The 16,638-nt window shown below is 72.2% G+C and carries 20 protein-coding genes; 2 read left to right on the forward strand and 18 right to left on the reverse strand.

What is annotated here, in order from left to right; translation table 11 throughout:
* Positions 1-36: 36 nt before the first annotated feature.
* Entirely contained in the window at positions 37-204 is a 168-nt protein-coding gene (locus tag VF825_RS13095; protein WP_331113974.1) for a hypothetical protein, read from the reverse strand.
* A gap of 199 nt (positions 205-403) precedes the next feature.
* Here VF825_RS13095 and VF825_RS13100 point away from each other — a divergent pair, with 199 nt between their 5' ends.
* Positions 404-1,522 (forward strand): HoxN/HupN/NixA family nickel/cobalt transporter, encoded by a 1,119-nt coding sequence (locus tag VF825_RS13100; RefSeq protein ID WP_331113976.1) that lies wholly within the window; start codon positions 404-406, stop codon positions 1,520-1,522.
* Between the two features lie 133 nt (positions 1,523-1,655).
* Here the strand turns inward: VF825_RS13100 and VF825_RS13105 are convergent, their stop codons facing one another.
* From VF825_RS13105 to VF825_RS13175, 15 genes are all read right to left on the reverse strand, one after another.
* Positions 1,656-2,630: a pirin family protein gene (locus tag VF825_RS13105; RefSeq protein ID WP_331113978.1), complete on the reverse strand. Its 975-nt coding sequence runs from the start codon at positions 2,628-2,630 to the stop codon at positions 1,656-1,658.
* Positions 2,631-2,689: 59 nt separating this feature from the next.
* On the reverse strand, positions 2,690-3,112 hold the full coding sequence (locus VF825_RS13110; RefSeq protein ID WP_331113980.1) for a hypothetical protein: 423 nt from the start codon (positions 3,110-3,112) through the stop codon (positions 2,690-2,692).
* Positions 3,109-4,194: a hypothetical protein gene (locus VF825_RS13115; RefSeq protein WP_331113982.1), complete on the reverse strand. Its 1,086-nt coding sequence runs from the start codon at positions 4,192-4,194 to the stop codon at positions 3,109-3,111. Before VF825_RS13115 ends, VF825_RS13110 begins: the two co-directional genes overlap by 4 nt.
* The gene (gene flhA / locus VF825_RS13120; protein ID WP_331113985.1) at positions 4,178-6,235 is read right to left on the reverse strand and encodes a flagellar biosynthesis protein FlhA; all 2,058 of its coding nucleotides are present in this window, start codon (positions 6,233-6,235) and stop codon (positions 4,178-4,180) included. The genes VF825_RS13115 and flhA overlap by 17 nt, the downstream gene beginning before the upstream one ends.
* Positions 6,236-6,327: 92 nt before the next feature.
* Positions 6,328-7,428, reverse strand: coding sequence for an EscU/YscU/HrcU family type III secretion system export apparatus switch protein (locus VF825_RS13125; protein WP_331113987.1), 1,101 nt, complete (start codon positions 7,426-7,428; stop codon positions 6,328-6,330).
* A complete protein-coding gene (locus tag VF825_RS13130; RefSeq protein ID WP_331113989.1) occupies positions 7,425-8,198 on the reverse strand; it encodes a flagellar biosynthetic protein FliR in 774 nt (257 codons plus the stop codon). The genes VF825_RS13125 and VF825_RS13130 overlap by 4 nt, the downstream gene beginning before the upstream one ends.
* On the reverse strand, positions 8,198-8,470 hold the full coding sequence (fliQ, locus tag VF825_RS13135; RefSeq protein ID WP_331113991.1) for a flagellar biosynthesis protein FliQ: 273 nt from the start codon (positions 8,468-8,470) through the stop codon (positions 8,198-8,200). The genes VF825_RS13130 and fliQ overlap by 1 nt, the downstream gene beginning before the upstream one ends.
* A 19-nt stretch (positions 8,471-8,489) precedes the next feature.
* On the reverse strand, positions 8,490-9,377 hold the full coding sequence (gene fliP / locus VF825_RS13140; protein ID WP_331113993.1) for a flagellar type III secretion system pore protein FliP: 888 nt from the start codon (positions 9,375-9,377) through the stop codon (positions 8,490-8,492).
* Positions 9,370-9,906, reverse strand: coding sequence for a flagellar biosynthetic protein FliO (locus VF825_RS13145; protein WP_331113995.1), 537 nt, complete (start codon positions 9,904-9,906; stop codon positions 9,370-9,372). The genes fliP and VF825_RS13145 overlap by 8 nt, the downstream gene beginning before the upstream one ends.
* Entirely contained in the window at positions 9,903-10,697 is a 795-nt protein-coding gene (gene fliN / locus VF825_RS13150; protein WP_331113997.1) for a flagellar motor switch protein FliN, read from the reverse strand. Before fliN ends, VF825_RS13145 begins: the two co-directional genes overlap by 4 nt.
* A 66-nt stretch (positions 10,698-10,763) precedes the next feature.
* Entirely contained in the window at positions 10,764-11,633 is an 870-nt protein-coding gene (gene fliM, locus VF825_RS13155) for a flagellar motor switch protein FliM (protein ID WP_331113999.1), read from the reverse strand.
* Positions 11,634-11,716: 83 nt separating this feature from the next.
* Positions 11,717-12,223 carry a flagellar basal body-associated FliL family protein gene (locus VF825_RS13160; protein WP_331114001.1) on the reverse strand — a complete coding sequence of 169 codons (507 nt, stop codon included), beginning with the start codon at positions 12,221-12,223 and terminating at the stop codon, positions 11,717-11,719.
* A 1-nt stretch (position 12,224) separates the two neighbouring features.
* Positions 12,225-13,058, reverse strand: coding sequence for an OmpA family protein (locus tag VF825_RS13165; RefSeq protein WP_331114003.1), 834 nt, complete (start codon positions 13,056-13,058; stop codon positions 12,225-12,227).
* Positions 13,058-13,858 (reverse strand): flagellar motor protein, encoded by an 801-nt coding sequence (locus VF825_RS13170; RefSeq protein WP_331114005.1) that lies wholly within the window; start codon positions 13,856-13,858, stop codon positions 13,058-13,060. The genes VF825_RS13165 and VF825_RS13170 overlap by 1 nt, the downstream gene beginning before the upstream one ends.
* Before the next feature lies 1 nt (position 13,859).
* On the reverse strand, positions 13,860-14,123 hold the full coding sequence (locus VF825_RS13175) for a flagellar FlbD family protein (RefSeq protein WP_331114007.1): 264 nt from the start codon (positions 14,121-14,123) through the stop codon (positions 13,860-13,862).
* 133 nt (positions 14,124-14,256) lie between these two features.
* On the opposite strand from VF825_RS13175, the gene VF825_RS13180 reads away from it, so the two are divergent.
* Entirely contained in the window at positions 14,257-14,601 is a 345-nt protein-coding gene (locus tag VF825_RS13180; RefSeq protein WP_331114009.1) for a hypothetical protein, read from the forward strand.
* A gap of 75 nt (positions 14,602-14,676) precedes the next feature.
* Here VF825_RS13180 and VF825_RS13185 read toward each other — a convergent pair whose 3' ends face one another.
* Complete coding sequence (locus VF825_RS13185) at positions 14,677-15,936, reverse strand: flagellar hook protein FlgE (RefSeq protein WP_331114011.1); 1,260 nt, start codon at positions 15,934-15,936, stop codon at positions 14,677-14,679.
* A 125-nt stretch (positions 15,937-16,061) separates the two neighbouring features.
* Entirely contained in the window at positions 16,062-16,493 is a 432-nt protein-coding gene (locus VF825_RS13190) for a flagellar hook assembly protein FlgD (RefSeq protein ID WP_331114013.1), read from the reverse strand.
* Between the last annotated feature and the right edge of the window lie 145 nt (positions 16,494-16,638).

A 16,638-nucleotide genomic window follows, 5' to 3' on the forward strand; every position in this document is an offset into this window, starting at 1 on the left:
TGCGGCGTGGGGCTGCGCGCCGCACCGGCACGGCACTCAGACGAGGCCGAGGACGATCAGCGTCATCAGGGCGATGAGCACGAACGCACCCAGGAGGAGGCTCGAGCCGACGTCGCGCTGGACCTCGGCGTACGACTCCGGGCGGTGCTCCGCGTCGTACGGGTAGGTGCGGGGCTGCTGGCGGCGAAGAACGCGGGTGGTCATGTCGTCTCCTGGTGGGGAGTCGGTGGCGCCGGCGCAGGGGTGCGGCGCGGCACCGTGGGGACGCGTCCAGAATAGATTCGCTACGTTGCGTATCGCAAATCCTCCCCTGGGGATGTCGGGCCATGAGCGCAGGCCACGGAGACGGCGCTTATTGCGAGGGAGTTGCAACAACGCCGGGCGGCTCCTTAGTCTCGGACCCATGACCGTCACCGCCGCGCCCCCGCCTCAGACCGGCGACGCCGCACCGCGCGGCCGGTGGGGCCTGGGCCCGGCGGAGCGGCGCAGCCTGTGGGGCATGGCGGCGTTCATCGCGGCGCTGCACCTGGTCGGCTGGGGCGTGCTGATCGGGCTGGTCGGCCCGGCGCACTACCACGTGGGCGGCCAGCTGTTCGGGATCGGCCTGGGCGTGACCGCCTACACCCTGGGCATGCGGCACGCGTTCGACGCCGACCACATCGCGGCCATCGACAACACCACCCGCAAGCTCATGGCCGAGGGCAGGCGCCCGATGAGCGTGGGCTTCTGGTTCAGCCTCGGGCACAGCTCGGTGGTCTTCGTCATGGTGGCGCTGCTCGCCTTCGGGATCCGGGCACTGGCCGGCCAGCTGAGCAACGACCAGTCCTCGCTGCAGCAGGCGACCGGCGTCTGGGGCACGTCGGTCTCCGGCGTCTTCCTCATCGCGATCGGCCTGGTCAACCTCGCGGCGCTCGTGGGCATCCTCAAGGTGTTCCGCCGGATGCGGCAGGGCCACTTCGACGAGGCGGCGCTCGAGCAGCACCTCAACAACCGCGGCTTCCTCAACCGCATCCTGGGCCGCGTCACCCGCGCCGTGAGCAAGCCGTGGCACATGTACCCCACCGGGTTCCTGTTCGGCCTCGGCTTCGACACCGTCACCGAGGTCGGGCTGCTCGTCGTCGCCGGCGGTGCCGCGGCGGCCAGCCTGCCGTGGTGGGCGATCCTCACCCTGCCGGTGCTCTTCGCCGCGGGCATGTCGCTGCTGGACACCATCGACGGCTCGTTCATGAACTTCGCCTACGGCTGGGCGTTCTCCAGGCCGGTGCGCAAGATCTACTACAACATCACCGTCACGGCGCTGTCCGTCGCGGTCGCGCTGGTCATCGGCGTCATCGAGCTGGTCGGCCTACTCGCCGAGAAGCTCGGCATCACCACGGGCCCGCTGGCAGCCGTTGCCGCGATCAACCTCAACGACGTCGGCTTCTGGATCGTCGGGCTGTTCGTCGCGACGTGGGCGCTGGCCCTGGCGGTGTGGCGCTTCGGCCGGATCGAGCAGCGCTGGGAGGCGAGCCTCGCCGACTGAGGCGAGCAGCCGGGGATACCGAAAGCCCCACCGAACGCAGCAAATCCGTCGTTTCGCAGCCCGGACGGGGCAGAAACGACGGATTTGGTGCGTTCGGACGAGAAGGGCGACCGAGGTATGTCGGGTGGCTGGGTCAGGCGGTGCCGCCCACGTCGCCGTGCGGGACGGGCTGGCCGAGGCGGCCGGCGTTGTGGTCCTCGAACGCCTGCACCAGCTCGGCGCGGGTGTTCATGACGAACGGACCGGCCCAGGCGATGGGCTCGCGGATCGGCGCACCGCCGAGGATCAGCGCCTCGACGCCACCGGCATAGCGAGCCTCCTGGGTCTGCGCGGCCGAGAGCCGCAGCCCCGAGCCCTTGCCCATGACGGCCAGCTGGCCGGTGCCGATCGGCGACTGGCCCGGCCCGACGAAGCCGTTGCCGCCCATGACGTAGACGAGGGCGTTGAAGTCCTCGCGCCACGGCAGCTCGAGCTCGGCGCCGGGGTGGATCGTGGTGTGGATCATCGTCATCGGGGTGTGCGTGGAGCCCGGGCCGGCGATGCCCGCGACGTCACCGGCGATGACGCGCAGCAGCGCACCGCCGTCGGCCGAGCTGACCAGCGCGACCTCGCCGGAGCGCAGGTCCTGGTAGCGCGGCGCCTGCAGCTTGTCGGACTTCGGCAGGTTCACCCACAGCTGGAACCCGTGGAACAGTCCACCGCTGACGACGAGGTGCTCCGGCGGGGCCTCGATGTGCAGGATCCCCGAGCCGGCGGTCATCCACTGGGTGTCGCCGTTGGTGATGGTGCCGCCGCCACCGAAGGAGTCCTGGTGGTCGAAGATCCCGTCGATGATGTAGGTCACCGTCTCGAACCCCCGGTGCGGGTGCCACGGGGTGCCCTTGGGCTCGCCCGGTGCGTAGTCGACCTCACCCATCTCGTCCATGTGGATGAACGGGTCGAGGAGGCGCAGGTCGACGCCGGCGAAGGCGCGCTTGACCGGGAAGCCCTCGCCCTCGAACGACGACGGCGCGCTGGTGATGGACACCACGGGGCGCTGGGTCGCGACCGGGGACAGCGCCGGCACGCGGGGCAGGACGGTCAGGTCGGACACAGACACAGCAGGCACGAGACGCTCCTCAGATAGTTTCTGATTCAACTATCTACCGAACGCGGCGGGAGGTCAACTCATTCCCCGACCCGGCCGTATGCCGCGCCGCCCACCTCCGCACCGCCCAGCTCCGCACCGGTCGGTTCGGCGCCCGGCTCCTCCGCCTCAGCCGCGGCCGCCCTGGCGGCCTTGCGCGCCTCGCGCTCCTCCCTCCGGGCGCGTGCCTCCTCCGCGGCGGCCTCGGCCCGGTCCCGGGCCAGGGATCGCCGGGCCGAGCGGACCGTGCTGCCGATGACCGACGCGGCCAGCCAGGTCAGGGCCAGCGCCCCGGCCACGCGGGCCACCAGCTGCGGCACCGACAGGTTGCCGTCGACCAGCAGCAGCTCGGCCGGCAGGACCAGCAGCAGCGCGATCGTCACGGCCTCCCGCGGCGGTGCGGCGCCGACCTTGCGCGCACCCGCCCCCGGGCCGGCGTCGGCGGCCTTGCCCTTGCGGCTCATCGTTCTGCCTCCAACCGTGCGGTGAGCAGGTCGGCCCACACCTCGACCGTGGCGCGGCGACCGTCGAGCAGCCCGACCGGGACCGGGCACTGGGTGAGCACCGAGGCGGGGTCGGCCGTGGCCGCGACGTGCTCCAGGGCCAGGGCGTCGACCTGGCCGAGGCGCGCGGCCCAGCGGGCGACATCCCCGGGCTTGCTCGAGGCGTGCACCACGCCCCAGGTCAGGGTCGGCGCCAGCGCGGCGAGCACGCCGGGCGCCCAGCCGCGCAGGTCCGGCAGCATCGGGGCGTCGACGACGACCACCTTGCTCGGACGCCCCTGCCCCCAGCCGCGGCGCTGCGCGGCCACGGCCGCCGGGTCACCGAAGACCCGGGCGAGGGGGACGCCCTGCACCGACGACGGCGAGGGCGTGACGACGAAGACGTCCCACGGGGCTGCCCCGATCTCCCGGGCCAGGACGCCGGCCACGCGCAGGGCGGCCGGCAGCTCGCCGGCGAGGGCCAGCACCTGGCCGGGCGCGTGGGCCGGAAGCGGCGGCGCAGGGAAGGTCTCCAGCCAGGCCGCGAGCCGCCGGTAGCGCACGACCGGGTCATGGGCCCCGACCAGCACGGTCGGCGGGATGCCCAGCGCCTCGGCCCGGCCGGTCCGGCCGGGGAGGACCCGTGGCGCGGCCCGCGGGACGGGGACCGACGCCTCCGCCACGGTGTCCTGCAGCCGGGCCAGGACGTCGGCGAAGGCCTGGCTCTCGGTGGACACCTCCGGCGACGGCGCCGCACCGGCCCGAAGGGCGTCCTCCTGGGCGCTGACCCGGTCGGCCAGCTCCAGCAGCGAGGTGGCCGGTGCGGGCGGGGCGAGCACCGGACCGGAGACCGTGCCGTCGGGGGCGACCCCCGAGCGGACCTCCACCTGACCGGGGCGGGGCGTCACCTCGACCACGAGGTGGAACCGCTCCCGGGCGAAGAACCCGCCGACCCCGCCGCGGCGGACCCGCTCGGCGGAGACGATCCTCGCGCTGTCGCCGTACTCGGCACGCACCCGCTCCACCAGCGTGGGCAGGTGCGGCCCCTCAAGCTGCCGGCGCATGGGCGACCTCGACCACGCCGACCGTGGTCAGGGTGAGCGACCCGCCCAGCTCGGGGTAGGCCAGGACCGGCAGCCGCGGCGCGGCCGCCTCCAGCAGGCGGCGGACCGGCAGGCGCAGCGGCGCGGCGCAGACCAGGACCGGTGCGTCGCCGCGCTGCTCGGCCGCCTCGGCGAGGCGGGCCGCCTCGAGGACCAGCCGCTCGGCATACAGGGGGTCGAGCATGAGGAAGCCGCCGTTCTCCCCCGAGCGCAGCGACTCCAGCAGGTTCTGCTCCAGCAGCGGGTCGAGGGTGATGACCGGCAGTTTGCCGTCGACGGCGTGCGCGGCGGCGATCGCCGGGCCCAGCGCGGTGCGCGCCGCCTCGGCCAGGCCGTCGGGGTCGGTGCTGACCCGGCCGCGCGCGGACAGGGCCTCGAAGATGCGGACCAGGTCGCGGATGCAGATCCGCTCGGCGAGCAGCGCCTGCAGGGCACGCTGCACCTCCCCCAGCGTCAGCGGGGTCGGGGTGAGCTCCTCGACGACGACCGGGTGCGTGGCCTTGACCATGTCGACCAGCGCCTTGACGTCCTCGCGGCCGAGCAGCTGGTGGGCGTGGGTGCGCACGATCTCGGCCAGGTGCGTCGTCACGACCGAGGAGCGGTCGACGACGGTGGCGCTGGCCAGGCCGGGGTGGCGGCGCAGCTCGGCCGGCACCCACTTGGCGTCCAGGCCGAAGACCGGCTCCTGGGTGACCGTGCCGGGCAGGGCAGTCAGGTCGTCGCCGATGGCCAGGATCATCCCCGCCGGGGCCTCGCCGCGGGCGACCTCGACGCCGTGCAGCCTGATCGCGTAGGTGCGCGGCGGCAGGTCGAGGTTGTCCCGCGTGCGCACCAGCGGGATGACGATGCCGAGCTCGAGGGCCAGCTTGCGCCGCAGCGCCTTGACCCGGTCGAGCAGGTCGCCGCCGACGGAGGAGTCGACCAGGTCGATCAGGTCGTAGGCGAGCTCGAGCTCCAGCGGCTCGACCCGCATGTCGTGGGCGATGGCCTCCGGGCTGTCCGGCGAGGGGCCGGACGCAGCGGCGGCCGCCGCCTCGGTCTCGGCCGGCGTGGGCTCACCGGTGGACTGCTTGGGCAGGCGCTGGGCCACCAGCAGGACCGAGCCGCCGACCAGCATGAACGGCAGCTTGGGCAGGCCGGGGATGAGCGCCAGGAACAGGATCGCCGAGCCGGCGACCTGCAGGGCCCGGCGCTGCTGGCCGAACTGGTGCAGCAGGTCGCTGCCCATGTCCCGCTCGGTGGTCGCCCGGGTGACGATGAGGCCGGTCGAGATCGAGATGAGCAGCGCGGGGATCTGCGAGACCAGACCGTCACCGACGGAGAGCAGGCTGTAGGTCGAGATGGCCTCGCTCATCGACTGGTGCCGCTGCACGACGCCGACGATGAAGCCGCCGAGCAGGTTGACCACGGTGATCACGATGGCCGCGATCGCGTCGCCCTTGACGAACTTGGACGCACCGTCCATCGCGCCGTAGAAGTCGGCCTCCTGGGAGACCTCCGCGCGACGCCGCCGCGCCTCGTCCTCGTCGATCAGGCCGGAGTTGAGGTCGGCGTCGATCGCCATCTGCTTGCCGGGCATCGCGTCGAGGGTGAACCGCGCCGCGACCTCCGCCACGCGGCCCGCACCGTTGGTGATGACGACGAACTGGATGACGATGAGGATGACGAAGATGACCAGGCCGACGACGATCGAGCCACCCACCACGAAGTGGCCGAAGGACTCGATCACCTTGCCGGCGAAGCCGTTGAGCAGCACCAGACGGGTGGCGCTGACGTTCAGCGCCAGCCGGAACATCGTCATGATCAGCAGCAGCGACGGGAACACCGCGAAGTCCAGCGGCCTGGTCACGTAGAGGCTCACGAGCAGGATCAGGACGGCGCCGGTGATGTTCACGGCGAGGAGCAGGTCGAGCAGCATCGTGGGCAGCGGGACCACCATCATGACGACGATGGAGATGATCGCTGCGGGGATGCCGATCTGACCGACGCGGCTGGACTTCACGGGACCTCACGGGATCGGGGTCAACCATCCGTGGCTGCTCCGGGTGCCGTCCTGGCGTGGCCCTATCGGCACGGCCGGCCCCGACCTGAGGATCAGGGCGTGGGCACCAGGCCGCGGGGCACGGGGCTGCGGTGCACGCCCACGGCGGTGCCGCGCAGGCGCAGGGACATGACGAACGCCAGCACCCGGGCCACCGCGTCGTAGAGCGCGACGGGGATCTCCTCCCCCACCTCGCACGCGGCATACAGGGCCCGCGCGAGCGGCACGTCCTCGACCATCGGCAGCCGGTGCGTGGCGGCCTCCTCCCGGATCCGTGCGGCCACCGCGCCGGCCCCCTTGGCGACCACCCTCGGGGCGCCGCTGCCGCTCTCGTACTTCAGCGCCACGGCCACGTGCGTGGGGTTGACCATCACCACGTCGGCGTCGCGGACGTTGGTGATCATCCGGTTGCGGCTGAGCTCGCGCTGCCGGCTGAGCCGGGCGCCCTTCTGGTGCGGGTCGCCCTCGGACTGGCGGGCCTCGCGCTTGATCTCCTCGCGGCTCATCATCATCGACTTCTCGACCCGGCGGCGCTCGATGAGGTAGTCGGCGGCCGCGATGACCAGGCCGACGACGGCGACCACCCGCAGCAGGTGCTGGGCCGCGTCGACCGCCCCGAGCATCGCCGAGGACAGCGACCAGGCCGTGCCGGTGAACTGCGCGACGACGCCCTTCAGGAGCATCCACGCGACCACCCCGAGCAGGCCGAACTTCAGCAGCGTCTTGGCCAGCGTCCAGGCCGCCTGGGCGCCGACCATGCGCTTGACGCCCTTGGCGACGTTGAGGTGCTCCCACTTGGGCTTGAACCGCTTGCCCGACACCCGCAACCCGCCCTGGGCGATGTTGCCCACGAGCGCGACGACGACGGTGCCGAACAGCAGCGGCGCGAGCGCCCCGAGCATGCCGGTCACCGCCCCGCTCATCAGCTCGGTGGCCCGCTGCGGCTGGGGGTCGGCGATGACCTCCTGCACCTGCCCCATGAGCGTGGTGAACAGCTCGCGGGTATGCCGGACGGTCACCGGGGCGAGGAAGCTCACCGCGAGCACGGTGAGCCACGCCGAGACGTCGGCTGAGCGGGCGATCCGCCCCTCCTTCACTGCCTCCCGGCGGCGTTGCGGGGTGGGCTTCTCGGTCTTCTGAGACTTGTCGCTCATGCCGCGCCCAGGATCCTCAGAGCGGCGGCCACGTCGGTGGTGATCCGGTCCAGCAGGGCGCTGACGGCGCCGGGCAGCAGCCCGATCGCGACCCCGGCCACCGAGAGGGTGAGCAGGATCTTCAGCGGGAAGCTCATCGCCAGCACGTTCAGGGAGGGCACGGCGCGGCTGACGAGTCCGAGGGCGAGCTCGGCGAGGAAGAGCACCACCACGACGGGCGCGGCGATCTCGAGGGCGGCGACGAAGAAGCGGCCCACGTTGTTCGTGACCGTGCCCGCCAGCGCGCCGATGCTGACGACCCGCAGCGGCAGCACCTCGAAGGAGGTCAGGAAGCCCCGGATCAGCAGCAGGTGGCCGCCCGTGGCGAAGAGCAGGGTGACGGCGAGCAGCTGCTGCACCCGGCCGAACATGCTGCTGGTGACGTTGGACAGCGGGTCGTAGAGGCTGGCCACGGTGAAGCCGCTGGCGAGGTCGATGAGCTCGCCGGCGGCCTGCACCGCGGAGAAGAGCAGCTGGGCCAGGAAGCCCAGGGTGAGGCCGACCGCCACCTGGAACAGGACGGCCCCGATCAGCGGGAACAGCTCCAGCGGCGGCGCCTGCCCGGACAGCCGCGGGCCGACCGGCAGGGCCAGGGCGAACGCCAGGGCCACCTTGACCGTCGTCGGGATGGCGCGTGTGTTGAACGGCGGGGCCACGGCGAGCCACGCGCTGGCGCGGACGGTGGCGAGCAGGACCGCGAGCAGGGTGGCCGTGGGGACGGCGAAGTCCATCAGCCGCTCAGCAGCTGCGGCAGCGTGTCGAAGAGCTGGCGCGTGAAGTCGACGACCTCGCCGAGCATCCAGTGGCCGGTGACCAGGATGACGAGGGCCACGCCGAGCAGCTTGGGCACGAAGCTGAGCGTGACCTCCTGGATCTGGGTCACCGACTGCATCAGCGAGATGCCGAAGCCGATGGCGAGGCTGACGATGAGGATCGGCGCGGCGAGCTTCATCGCGATGATCATCGCCTCCACGGCCAGGTGCACCACGGCGCTGTCGGTCATGACCGGTCCCTCCTCACCGTCAGTGGTAGCTCGTGACGAGCGACTTGGCGACCATGTCCCAGCCGTCGACCATGACGAACAGCAACAGCTTGAACGGCAACGAGATCAGCACCGGCGGCAGCATCATCATCCCCATCGACATCAGGGACGAGCTCACGACGAGGTCGATCACCAGGAACGGGATGAAGATGACGAAGCCGATGATGAACGCCGACTTCAGCTCCGAGAGGACGAACGCCGGGATGAGCGTGGTCATCGGCACGTCCGCCGGCTTCGCGGGGGCCTGTTCCTTGCTCAGCTTTACCATCGTCGCCAGCTCGTCCTTGCGGGTCTGCCGGATCATGAAGTCGTGCAGCGGGGCGGAGGCGCGCTCGTAGGCCTGCTGCTGGGTGATCCTCCCGGCCAGGTAGGGCTGGACGCCCTTCGCGTTCATCTGGCCCAGCACCGGCGCCATGATGAACAGGCTGAGGAACAGCGCAAGCCCGGCGAGCACCTGGTTCGGCGGGATGGTCGGGGTACCCAGCGCATTCCGGGTCAGCGACAGGACCACGATGACCTTGGTGAACGAGGTCGTCAGCACCAGCAGGGCCGGGGCCACCGAGAGCACGGTGAGCAGCAGAATGATGCTCACCGTCTGGCTGGGCTTGCCGCCGACCGGGTCGACCTTGACCGAGACGTTGCCGCTGCCCTTGCCCGGGCTGGGGGTGGGCGTCGCCGGCAGCGCACCGAGGGCCGTCACGGCGGGATGGGCGGCGACGGCCCGGGGTGCGGCGTGCGCGGTCGCGGCCGTCGAGACCGGCACGAACAGCGCGGCCAGGAGGAACAGGAGCACGACCAGGGGCTTGGCCCCGCGCGTCCGGGTGGGGTCCTGCCGCGCGGTGCGTGCCGGGGACTGCGGCTCAGCCACGACGGGTCGTCTTCTCGCGCAGCGACTCCAGCATCACGCCGAAGTCCAGGCCCGGCGCGGACCACTGGCTGCGGGGGCGCTCGCCCGCGACGCCGTCATCGCTGTCGGCGCCGACGGGTCGACGCTGACGCAACCCGGCGGCCAGGCCCGAGGCCAGGCCCGACTGGAGCGTCGTGGTGAGCCCAGAGGTGAGCCCGGACGTGAGCCCCGAGGTGAGCCCGGGCAGGGCCGGCTCCGGCGCGGCATACGACAGCTCCCCGGGGTCCAGCTCGCGCAGGACCTCCACCGAGCTCTCGGTGACCCCCAGGACGAGCACGTGCTCGCCCACCTGGACCACCGAGACCGAGGCGGTGCGGCTCAGGCCGTGGCGGGCCAGGACCTGCAGCGGCAGCTGGGGGCGCGGGCGCGCGCCGCCGAGCCCGAGCTGGCGCCGGCGCAGCAGCCGCGCCGCCAGGACCATCAGGCCGAGCACCAGCGCCAGGGAGAAGGCCAGCCGCACGAGCGTGGCCGCGGCCGAGCCGTCGCTCATGCCCCAAACCGGCCGTCGAGGTCGGGGGCGAGGATCTCGGTGACCCGGACGGCGAACTCCTCGTCGACCACCACCACCTCGCCGCGGGCCATCAGGGTGCCGTTGACCAGCAGGTCCACCGGGCTGCCCGCCGCGCGGTCGAGCTCGACGATTGCCCCGGGAGTCAGGGACAGCAGCTCGCGCACCGTCATCCGGGTCCGTCCGAGCTCCACGCTGACGCCCATGACGACGTCGCGCAGCAGCTGCAGGCGGCGCGGGTCGACGACCGGGGCGCTGGCGCCCGCGAGGGGCTGGAAGGTGGCGGCCTGGACCGGCGCGGCCGGCGCCTGCGTGGCCCCCGCGTCCGCGGTGACGACGATCGCCGCGACCAGGGTGGTGCCGTCGAACAGGCCGGCCACCTGCTGCAGCTCACCGACGCCCACGCGCACCACGGTGGCGGCATCGACCTCGCGGAAGGCCTCCGCCTGCAGCGCGCCGACGCGGGCCCCGAGCGCCGACACGACGTCCTCGAGGGCGGACTCCCACGTGGCCAGGGTGCCCGTCGCCCCTGCGGGGCCACCGGCCAGCGCGGCCGCGGCCTCGGGGCCGACGATGAGCGCGACGTCCCCCTGGACCGGGCCGGAGACTCGGACCGCGAGGGCTACGGCGCCGGCGCCCTGGGTGAAGGTGCCCCGCTCGAGGGCGTTGAGCACCCGGGCCTCGAGCGCGCCGGCGGCGGGGATGCGGGCGGCGATGCTCTGGGCGGCGGTCTGCAGCGCGGTGGTGTCCAGGGGGGAGGCGATGGCAGTCACGGTGGTCCTTGGGGAGGGGCGGGGATGGAGGGAGTGGGACGGGTGTGGGGCGGGTGTGCCCGAGGGTCAGCCGGGCACGACCTGGCAGGCCAGGCGCTGGCCCTGGCTGCCCGGCACCGCGGCCGCGACCCGGATGCCGTCGGCCGAGACGCCGAGCGGCTCCGCGACGGGATGACGCAGCGGCAGGACGTCGCCCACGGCCAGCGCGAGGACCTCCGAGGAGGTCAGGCTGACCTCGCGGAACGCGACAGTGACCTCGACCGGCACGGCATACAGCCGTTGCTCGACCTGCCGGGCCGCGAGGCTGTCCGCACCGGTGCGTGGCGTGCTCGTCCGCGCGCCGACCTTGTCCAGCGCGGGCTGGAGCGTGGCGAACGGCAGGCACAGCGTGGCGACCGCCTGCTGGTCACCGATGCGGATGTCGAAGCGGGAGAGGATGACTGGCTCCGCGGGCGGGGCCAGCTGCATGAACTGCGCGTCGGACTCGAGGTTGACCACCTTGGGGTGGACCACGAGGTCGAGGGACTCGAAGGAGTAGGTCAGCTCCAGGACGATGCGCTGGACGAGCCGGCGGACCAGGCCGGTCTCGATGTCGGACAGGGCCCGGGAGGGCTGGTTGCCGCCGCCGGGACCGCCGAGGAGCCGGTCGACGACACCCATGACGATGTCCATCGGCAGCTGGAAGACCCCCTGTCCCGGCAGCTCGTCGAAGGAGAGCACCGCGAGCAGGGAGGGGTTGGGCACGGAGGCGACGTACTCGTCGTACGTCGTCTGGCCCACGGAGGTGACGCTGGCCTGGGAGACCACCCGCAGGGTCGTCGAGAGCACCGTGGCGAGCTGGCGCGCGAACGTCTCGTTGACGATCTGCAGCGCCCGCACGTGCTCACGGCTGAACCGGTTGGGGCGGCGGAAGTCGTAGGCGTCCGACGAGGGCATCACAAAGTCACAGATCGGCCGAAACGGGCACAACCTGAGGAAGTCGGTGGAGGTCTGTCAACGCGACCCTCCGCGGAGCAGGGTCACTGCATGAGGAACTCCGTGAAGTACACCCCCAGCACCCCACCGCTGTAGCGCTTGTTGACCTCCTTGAGCAGCGCCGCCTGGGCGTTCTCGCGCCCCCCGGCGGCGAGCAGCTGCCCGTACGTGCGGCGGCCGAAGACCGTGATGACCGCGTCCTGGGCCCGGGCCGGGTCGAACGTCACCACCGGGGAGGAGCCGTCCGTCACCGTCGACGGCGAGGCCTTCTTGCTCAGCTGGAGGGCCACCCCGACCTTGAGGTAGCGCCCGTCGGCGAGGTTGACCGTCATCGAGTCGATCTTCTCGATGGTGCCGGGCACCGTGGCCGGGTCGGGCACCTTGGCCGCGGGAGCGGCGGGCAGCTTCATGGCGACGACGGCGCCGGCGGCGAGCAGCACCACGGCCACGACGGCAAGGACGACCCGCTTGCGTGACTTCTTCGGGGCCGGCGCCTCGGTGGCCGCGGCGGCGCCGTGGTTCTCGTGCAGGGCGGCGGTGGACTGGGGCACGTCAGGCTCCGGGGACGGGGGTGGCGACCGACGGGAACGGGTCCTGCCCCGGGGTCTGGGAGGTCATGGACATCACCACGATCGCCACGCGGCGGTTGCGGGCGCGGTGCCCGGTGGTGTCGTTGGCGACGAGGGGGCGCTGGTCGGCGTAGCCGGCTGCCGAGGAGCGGCTGGGCGCCAGGCCGTGGCCGAGCAGGTAGCGCAGGACCGTGGTCGCGCGCTCGGTGGACAGCTCCCAGTTGGAGGCGAACCGCGCGCTGCTGATCGGCGCGTTGTCGGTGTGCCCCTCGACGGTCACGTGGTTGGGCAGCCCCTTGAGCGCCGGCGCGATGGCGTCGAGCACGTCGCGGCCTTCGGCGCGCAGGTCGGCCTGGCCGAGGTCGAAGAGCACCCTGTCGGTGACAACGTTGACCGTCAGGCCGCGCTCGTCGCTGCTGAACTGCACCGCGTCGGCGAGGCCCTTCTTCGCGAGGGCAGCGGTGATCAGCGCGCGGATACGGTCCATCTGCTGCTGCTCCCGGGCCGCGCTCAGCTGCTGCTGCCGCTGCCGGGCCAGCGCGACCTCGGCCTCGCGGGACTCGTCGGGGACCGGAGCCTGCTTCTGGCTGCCCTGAAGGATGCCCTGCCCTCCGTCGACGACCGTCGGGGTGCCGAACGAGGCGGCCAGGCCGTCGTGCAGCTTGTTGAACTTGCCCTGGTTGGTCTCGCCGATCGCGAAGAGCACGATGAACAGCACCATGAGCAGGGTGATCATGTCGGCGTAGGTCAGCAGCCACCGCTCGTGGTTCTCGTGCGCCTCCTCGTGGGCGCCGTGGCGTGTGCGGCGGCGAGCCATCAGGCCGCCTCCTTCACGGGTGCCACGCCCTTGACCGCCTTGTCACCCTTGGGCGGCACGACGGGCAGGATCGAACGGAGCTTCTTCTCGACCAGGCGGGGGTTCGTGCCGGACTGCACGGCGAGGACGCCCTCGATGAGCATCTCCATGTGCGCGGCCTCGAGCTCGCTGAGCCGCTTGAGCTTGTTGGACAGCGGCAGCCACAGCGCGTTGGCGGTGAGCACGCCCCACAGGGTGGCCACGAACGCCCCGGCGATGAGGTGGCCGAGTTTGGAGGGGTCCGAGAGGTTCTCCAGGACGTGCACCAGGCCCATGACGGTGCCGATGATGCCCAGGGTCGGCGCGTAGCCACCCATGTCGGCGAAGAACTTCACGCCGACCTTGTCGGCTGCGCGCTTGCTGGCCACCTCGGCCTCGAGGATGTCGGCGATCTCGTCGCCGTCGGTCCCGTCGACGGTCATCTCGATGCCGCGCTTGAGCAGCGGGTCCTCGACGTCGCGGGCCATGTCCTCCAGCGCCAGCAGGCCTTCCCGCCGCGCGCGGTCGGCCATGCCGACGATGGTGTCGACGACGTCCTGGCCGTCGGGGACCTTGGCGGTGAACGCCTTCCGGGTCTGGGCCACGACGACGGAGAGGTCCTTGAGGGTGTTGCCCGCCATCGCGGCGCCGAAGGTGCCGAGGAAGACGAGCAGCATGGCCGGGATCATGATCAGGGAGCCGGGGTTGCCGCCCTCCATGACCATCGAGCCGATGACCGCGACGAAGATCGCGACGATGCCACCGACCGTGCCGAGCTCCACCTCAGCGCTCCAGGTCCGTGACCGGGCGGAGGTGGCCCGGTCGCCCCTGCTCCGGAGTGGCCCGGCCCGCGGAGGCCAGGATGGCGGCGCGGAACTCGCGCACCTGCTCGATGATCTCGCCCACGCTCTCGGCCACGACGTACTTCGTGCCGCCGACGAGCGTGATCACGGTGTCCGGGGTCGCCTCAACCCGCTCGATGAGGTCGGGGTTGAGGGCGAAGGCGCTCCCGTTGCGTCGGGTGACCATGATCATGGCGTCGTCCATCCGTGGGCAGTGACACGCGGGACCGTCCGTGGTCCCGCACAGGTGCCTATCGGCACCGGGCCCGCACTCCTTAGGCCGCCCGCGTGCGACGGCGGCGCAGGCACCCGGAGCCGGGCCCAGCCCTGGAGGCCCCGTGTCCCGCACCGATGCCCATCGCCCCGCGTGGGTCTGGATGAACGACCACCCCGACCTCGTCCGTCAGGAGCACCACCACGTCGCCGGTCCCTGCGACCTGCCCACCGCCCCGTTCGACCCCGCCGACCTGAGCCCGCGCACCCACCGCTGCCGCGTCTTCCTCGACTGGAACCGGGTCCGGCTGTGTTCATGCGACCTGTGCTCCTGGGGCCCGTGGCGCCGGCGGCAGGAACGCGCCCGCCGCACCGCTGAACGGGCGTGGGCCCGTGCCGCCGCGGCCGGCGCCGACGAGGTCGAGCTGGAGGCGCTCGAGGGGCGCCTGCACGCCCTCGACCGGCTCTGACCGACGACACGCCGGACGCCGAGGTCGTGGGCACGACCTCGGCGTCCGGACAGCACTCGGGGATGGCCCCGGGCGTCAGTGCTTCATGTTGACCAGGTCCTGCAGGATCTCGTCGGAGGCGGTGACCACGCGGGAGTTGGCCTGGAAGCCACGCTGGGCGACGACGAGGTTGGTGAACTCCTGCGCGAGGTCGACGTTGCTCATCTCCAGGGCGCCGCTGGCCAGGGTGCCGCGGCCACCGGAGCCGGCGGTGCCCACGGCGGGGGTGCCGGAGTTGGAGGTGTCGCGGTAGAGCGACCCGCCGACCTTCTCCAGGCCGGGCGGGTTGTTGAAGTTGGCGACGGCGACGCGGCCCAGGGCCTGCTTCTGCCCGTTGCTGAAGATGCCCAGCAGGGTCCCGTCGGGCGAGAGGGTGAAGGTCTGCAGGCTGCCGAGGGCCGAGCCGTCCTGGTCGAGGGCGGAGACCGTGTTGGCAGAGGCGAACTGGGTCAGCGGGTTGGAGGTGGTGCCCAGACCGAGCGAGACGTCCTGCGTGAAAGTGTAGCCCGCCGTGTTGAGGCCGGCCTTGGCCACCGCCACCGGGGTGCCCTGGCCAGGGGTGAAGGTGCTGGTGGCCGGGTCCCACGTCAGGGCCTGGGTGGCGACGCTCGTGGCCGCACCGGTGGTGGCGTTCGGCACGGAGACGTCGAGGGACCAGGAGTTGGTGGCGGTCTTGGTGTAGGTGAACGTCGCGGAGATCGCCTTGCCCTGGCTGTCGAAGATGTCCATCGAGCTGACCAGCTTGTCCCCGACCGCGGCGTCGGAGGGCAGGTTGCCGCCGACGTGCATCTGCTGGGTCTCCTGCGGGTTCTTGATCTGGCCGATCGGCAGCTTCAGGCCGGTCGTCGCGGCGTTGGTGTTGATGGTGCCCTGCGAGTCGGCCGGCCAGCCCTGGACGATCGCGCCGTCGGGGTTGACCAGGTTACCGAGCGCGTCGAAGGAGAAGGCGCCAGCGCGGGAGTACAGCGTCTGGCCGTCCTGCTTGACGACGAAGAAGCCGTCGCCCTGCAGCGTGATGTCGGTCGAGCGGCCGGTCATCTGGGTGGCGCCCTGGGAGAAGTTGGTCGTGATGCCGCCGACGCGCACGCCGAGGCCGACCTGGGCCGGGTTGGTGCCGCCGCTGGTGCCCTGGGGGGAGCCGGCGGCCTTGAGGGCCTGGCTCAGCGTGTCCTCGAAGACCACCTGGCTGCTCTTGTAGCCGGCGGTGTTGATGTTGGCGATGTTGTTGCCGATGACGTCCATCATGGTCTGGTGGCCGCGCAGGCCGGAGACGGCCGAGAAGAGCGAACGAAGCATGGTCGGTGTCCTTGTCTTCTGGCGCCGAGAGGGACGTTCCTCGGGTTTCGAGGGGTCTCATACCCCGGGAAACGTCCCTGTCGGCGGGTGGAAAGCGGGAGGTCAGTGGGTGGTGGGCGGGCTGGTCAGGACGAGCGGACCTCGGTGACCGCGGTGAGCGGCACCTCGGTGGAGCCGATGGTGAGCACCGGCCCACCACTGCTGAAGCGGACGGAGGTGACGACCCCGCTGGCGGCGTGACCGCCGTCCGCGTACGCCACCGTCCGGCCGACGAGGCCGACCGAGGCGAGCGTCTGCTGCTCGGCGAGCAGCTGGGTGTTCTGGTCGGCCATCTGCTGGAGCTTCTCGACCATCTGGAACTGCGCGGACTGACCCAGCATCTGGGTGCCGTCCGCCGGGTGGCTGGGGTCCTGGTACTTCAGCTGGGCCACGAGCAGCTTGAGGAACGCGTCGCTGCCCATGGCGTTGAAGCCGGTCGCGGACGTGCCCGAGCTCGAGGTGCTCCCGGCGGCAGCCGCGGCGGCATACGCACCGGTCGCGCCGATGGCGTCGGTCATCTGGGGTGCCTCACATTCTCAGGTCGAGCGCGCCGGCGGCCGCCGGTGCGGTGGTGGGGTGGCTGGTGGGACCGGGCAGGGCCCGGGTCCGGCCCGGCGCCGGCAGGTCCGGTCGGCCGGGCTGCTGCCGCGCGCTGCCCTGGCC

The organism is Oryzihumus sp., from assembly GCF_036391795.1.
GTDB lineage: Bacteria > Actinomycetota > Actinomycetes > Actinomycetales > Dermatophilaceae > Oryzihumus.